Annotated in this window: 5 protein-coding genes; 1 reads left to right on the forward strand and 4 read right to left on the reverse strand. The window is 67.2% G+C overall.

Annotation, left to right across the window (positions count from 1 at the left end; all coding sequences use genetic code 11):
* Nucleotides 1-217: 217 nt before the first annotated feature.
* From WJU27_RS18455 to chrA, 4 genes are all read right to left on the reverse strand, one after another.
* Nucleotides 218-592, reverse strand: a complete 375-nt coding sequence (locus WJU27_RS18455; protein WP_019916536.1) for a carboxymuconolactone decarboxylase family protein — start codon at nucleotides 590-592, stop codon at nucleotides 218-220.
* A 28-nt stretch (nucleotides 593-620) separates the two neighbouring features.
* Nucleotides 621-932: a hypothetical protein gene (locus WJU27_RS18460; protein ID WP_341423036.1), complete on the reverse strand. Its 312-nt coding sequence runs from the start codon at nucleotides 930-932 to the stop codon at nucleotides 621-623.
* Between the two features lie 170 nt (nucleotides 933-1,102).
* Complete coding sequence (locus WJU27_RS18465; RefSeq protein WP_341423037.1) at nucleotides 1,103-1,855, reverse strand: YkgJ family cysteine cluster protein; 753 nt, start codon at nucleotides 1,853-1,855, stop codon at nucleotides 1,103-1,105.
* 222 nt (nucleotides 1,856-2,077) lie between these two features.
* On the reverse strand, nucleotides 2,078-3,415 hold the full coding sequence (chrA, locus tag WJU27_RS18470) for a chromate efflux transporter (protein WP_341423038.1): 1,338 nt from the start codon (nucleotides 3,413-3,415) through the stop codon (nucleotides 2,078-2,080).
* Between the two features lie 209 nt (nucleotides 3,416-3,624).
* Here chrA and WJU27_RS18475 point away from each other — a divergent pair, with 209 nt between their 5' ends.
* Entirely contained in the window at nucleotides 3,625-4,194 is a 570-nt protein-coding gene (locus tag WJU27_RS18475; RefSeq protein WP_304000575.1) for a hypothetical protein, read from the forward strand.
* The last annotated feature ends 344 nt before the right edge of the window (nucleotides 4,195-4,538 follow it).

Genomic DNA, 4,538 nt, shown 5'->3' on the forward strand with positions numbered 1-4,538 from the left:
TCCACCTGCTCGTCCCGAGGTGCCCCTCGGGAGGTAAAGACAATACAAGGAGGGGTCTTCTGACCCCGACAGCGGCCTGTATCGAAGTCTGTGGACAGCAGCGGCCGCATCGCGAGCAAGCTCGCTCCCACGAAAGCACTCCCGGACCGCTGCCGGAGCCGCGTTCTCGTGGGAGCGAGCTTGCTCGCGATGCGGCGGTCGATCAGCCCTCAGCGGTTCACAGCCGATACGAATCCAGCACTTCCTGTGCCGCGCGGAAGGCTTCGCCGGCGGCCGGGACACCTGCGTACACCGCACAATGCAGCAGCGTTTCGCGGATTTCCTCGACCGTGCAGCCATTGTTCAGCGCGCCGCGCACGTGGCCCTTCAGCTCGTGCGGGCTCTTCAGCGCAGTCAGTGCGGCCAGCGTCACCAGACTGCGGGTGCGGCGGTCCAGACCATCGCGGTTCCACACCGCACCCCAGGCGTGCTCGTTGATGAAGTCCTGCAGGGGCTGATTGAATTCTGTGGCGTTGCCGAGGGCACGGTCGACGAAATCGTCGCCCATGACTTCGCGGCGTACCTGCACGCCCGGTTTTTTCTGTTCGCTCACGGCGTGACGGCTCCGGTCAGGTGTGTCTTCACTTGCCGGCCGGTGCGGCCTGCTTCATGTCTTCTTCGCACTTGCGCATGAAGGAGTTCTTCGCTGCGCCGGCGAGCGGCTTGCCGTCCTTGCTCAGCGCACGCGCTTCGCAGTCGGTCTTGTGCATCGCTTCGCGGTGGCATTTCTGCATGAAGGAGGACTTGGCGGCGCCGACCAGCGGCTTGCCGTTCTTGTCGATGGCGGCGGCTTCGCACTTCGAGTCGGCGGCGGCGTTCGGGTTGGCGTCGGCGGCCAGAGCGCTGCCACAGGCGAGCAGGGCGGTCAGTGCGGCGATGATCATCTTGTTCATGTCGATCTCTCCCGTTGGGTAGGTGCGATGGCGTATCGCCCGTACATGATGAACAAAGCGGCGCCGCTCGGCAAAGTCCGGGGTCTGTTGACCTTGAATCGCGGGCCGCGCGCGCATCCCGATGCGCCCGGATCAAGGCGGGCCGACGCCGGCTGACTGGCCGTCAGGCCCTAGCCTGCCGGTATCCGCACGCCGGGTGCCTTGAGCCAGTCGAAGGTGCGCGCCATCTCGGCCGGGCTGACGTCGTTCACCTGCGAGTCGGCGAACACGTCGTCGCCGGCCAGCCAGTCCGCTTCCGATTCCGGTGCGGCGAGCGCCAGCATCAGCGCGTGATTCAGTTCGTACGACGCCCAGCTGCAGCCGGCGTCGCGCAGCGCAGACTGCAGCGCGTTCTGCACCAGGCTGCGCACCATGCGGTGGGCGACCGAATACGGAATGTCGTCGATCTCGCCGCAGGCTGCGCGGTCGCAGGCGGTGCGGTCGTGCGACGCGTGGCCGCGACAGGCGAGCGGGCGCACCGCGTAGATCGCACAGGCGCCGTCGTCGTCGATGAAGGGACAGGTTGCCCGCAGCGCGACGCGATCGTCGGCATCGGCGTCACGCGTGTCGTCGTCGGCGGCGGCGAGACGACGGACCAGCCGGGCACAAACCGCCGGGTCGGCTTCGCGCAGATGGCGTGCGATGTGCAGCACCTCGGGCGCGGTGGCGGTGACGCGCACCGTACAGCAGGTCGAGCAACCGCGGTCGCAGGCGACCGGCGCACCGGCGTCCATCCGCGCCTGCAGCGCCTGTTCGAAGTTGTCGAAGGCGTCGCCCAGCAACTGCGCGAGCAGTGCGTCGTCGTCGCGTTGCGACGCCAGGATTTGTGAAAAGGTCGCGTGACGTGCGCGGAAGAAGCGCAGGTTGTCGTCGTCGGCGGTCATGGCGTGCGCACTCCGGGCGGATAGGGTCTGCGTGCCACTTTACGAAGGCGGACGGCGCGCCGGTTTGATGCAGCGCAAACGGGATGCGCGTGCAGCGGGACGTTCACATTGGCTGAGCAAGCGGGCGTGTTCGCGCTGGCGGCGGGGCTCGAAGTCCGCGGCCCGCTGAGGCCCTGTCGCGGCCAGGGCCACTCCCACAAGAAGGGGGCGCGAGCGCGGCCGTCAGCCGCCTACGGTGAGCCTCAGCAGCAGCCCGATTACCGCGCAGGCTCCGATCACATGGATCACGTTCGCCTTGAAGCGGAACAGCGCGACGGCGGCGCCAAGGGCGATCAGGGCCGACATCCAATCGAAGCTGCCGGCGAAGCCGTGCGGCCACAGCACGTGATAGCCGAAGAACAGCGCGAGGTTGAGGATGACGCCGACCACGGCGGCGGTGATCGCGGTCAGCGGCGCGGTGAATTTGAGGTCGTCGTGCGTCGATTCGACCAGCGGTCCGCCGGCGAGGATGAACAGGAAGGAAGGCAGGAAGGTGAACCAGGTCACCAGGGACGCCGCGACAGCGCCGGCGAGGAAGAGGCTGTCGGGGCCGAACACCGCCTTCACGTATCCGCCAACGAAACCCACGAAGGCCACCACCATGATGAGCGGGCCGGGCGTGGTTTCGCCGAGCGCCAGCCCGTCGATCATCTGCACCGGCGTCAGCCAGCCGTAGTGGCCGACCGCGCCCTGATAGACGTAGGGCAGCACCGCGTAGGCGCCGCCGAAGGTGAGCAGCGCGGCCTTGGTGAAGAACCAGCCCATCTGCGTCAGCGTGTGCGACCAGCCGAGCACGCCCGCCAGCAGGCCCATCGGCACCGCCCAGAGCAATGCGCCGACGATGGCGACGCGCGCCAGCCGCGTCCAGCGGAAGCGCGCGTGTTCCGGCGTCGGCGTGTCGTCGTCGATCAACGCCGGCCCGTAGGAGGCGTGTTTTGCCCCGTGTCCGCCGCCGGTGCGGAAGGTTGTCGGTGCGATGCGGCCGCCGATGTAGCCGATCAGTGCGGCGCCGGCGACGATGGCGGGGAAGGGAATGTCGAGCGCGAAGATGGCGAGGAAGGACGCGGCGGCGATCGCCCACAGCGTTCGGTTCTTCAGCGCCCGGCCACCGATGCGCCAGGCCGCCTGCACGACGATGGCGGTGACCGCCGGCTTGATCCCGTAGAACAGACCGGCCACCAGTGGCACGTCACCGAAGGCGATGTACACCCACGACAGCGCGATCAGGAGGAACAACGACGGCAGCACGAACAGCGCGCCGGCGACGATGCCGCCCCAGCTGCGATGCATCAGCCAGCCGATATAGGTCGCGAGCTGCTGCGCCTCCGGGCCCGGCAGCACCATGCAGTAGTTCAGCGCGTGCAGGAAGCGGCGTTCGGAAATCCAGCGCCGGTTCTCGACCAGCTCCTGATGCATGATCGAAATCTGGCCGGCCGGTCCGCCAAAACTGATGAAACCCAGCTTGAGCCAGAACATGAAGGCTTCGCGGAAAGGAACGCTGGCGGGTCGGGGCGCGGTCATCGGCGGCAGAGGGTGCGGGCGGGCACGGAATGTCGATCAGGTGCGCATTCTGCCCTGCGGACGCCGCCCTGCAATGTCTGGTTGCTGGCCCGCATCTTGCAGGTAGCGATCGACGCGTTGTCTGCCGTGACGTAGAGGAGCGTTCCGGCAATCGGCCGCTGGTCGGCGACGGGTCACATTACCTACTACTCGAAAACAAAGGAGTCACCATGAAATCTTCGCTGATGACCGCGTGCTGCGCCGCCGTGCTGCTTGCAGGCTGTTCCAGCCTGACGTCGCCGACGGCCGCCCGCGACAACTCGACGGAGACCCACAAGAATTACTGGGCCAAGTACGAACACTCCCGCAGCTCGATGCCCCCGTCGTCCGAATCCAAGCCTCTCTTTGGCGGTGGCGGCACGTCCGACGAAAAAACGGTCGCCGCTTCGCGTGCCGCGCGCATGGGGCCTGGCTGCACCGAACCCGGCACCGACAGCACGCTCAAGCTGATCGCCCAGCTGGAAGCCTCCGGCAAGGCGGCAGGCAACGGACAGGTCGATGCCAATGTCGTCCGCCTGGCCGAGCGCGCGCAGATGCTGTCCTTCCTGCGCGAATCGCTGTACCGCACCTGCGAGCGCCTTGCCGCAGGCCAGATCACCAAGGAGGAGGCGGCAGCAGCCAATGACAAGGTGATGAATTCGGTGCACGCCATCATCGAAACCGACCGCGACCTGGCGCGCAAGTCGGCGGCGGATGCATTGAAAGGACTGACGCCGGAGCAGATCAAGGCGCTGCAGTAAGCGGCGCCCGCAGCATTTCGCAAAGCGTCCGGACCGTGTCGCGGTCCGGATGCGACGAGACGCCGGTGAGACAGTTGACCGGTCGACCTGTCTCGCCTGTATCAAGCCTCTTCGCCATCACTGCCCGTTCGCTGTCGCGAGCTTGCCCGCGACAGCGGCCTGAAGCGGCGTCGTTGCCTGTGATGACCGCTGCGCTGCGGCCAAGGCCGCTCCCGCAAGGATCGCTCGCGATCCGTCACCGGAGCCGAGCTTGTGTAGGAGCGGTCCTCTGACCGCGACGCGGCGGTTTAATGGAGCACTGCGCGAGGTCACGGGCCGCAGTCGCGGTCAGAAGACCGCTCCTG

The organism is Methyloversatilis sp. NSM2 (assembly GCF_038066675.1).
In the GTDB taxonomy this organism is placed as follows: Bacteria; Pseudomonadota; Gammaproteobacteria; order Burkholderiales; family Rhodocyclaceae; genus Methyloversatilis; species Methyloversatilis discipulorum_A.

Excerpts from the sequence above, each read along its gene's own strand:
- WJU27_RS18460 (WP_341423036.1), bottom strand. The coding sequence starts at position 932 with ATGAACAAGATGATCATCGCCGCACTGACCGCCCTGCTCGCCTGTGGC.
- WJU27_RS18465 (WP_341423037.1), bottom strand. The coding sequence starts at position 1,855 with ATGACCGCCGACGACGACAACCTGCGCTTCTTCCGCGCACGTCACGCG.
- chrA (WP_341423038.1), bottom strand. The coding sequence starts at position 3,415 with ATGACCGCGCCCCGACCCGCCAGCGTTCCTTTCCGCGAAGCCTTCATG.
- WJU27_RS18475 (WP_304000575.1), top strand. The coding sequence starts at position 3,625 with ATGAAATCTTCGCTGATGACCGCGTGCTGCGCCGCCGTGCTGCTTGCA.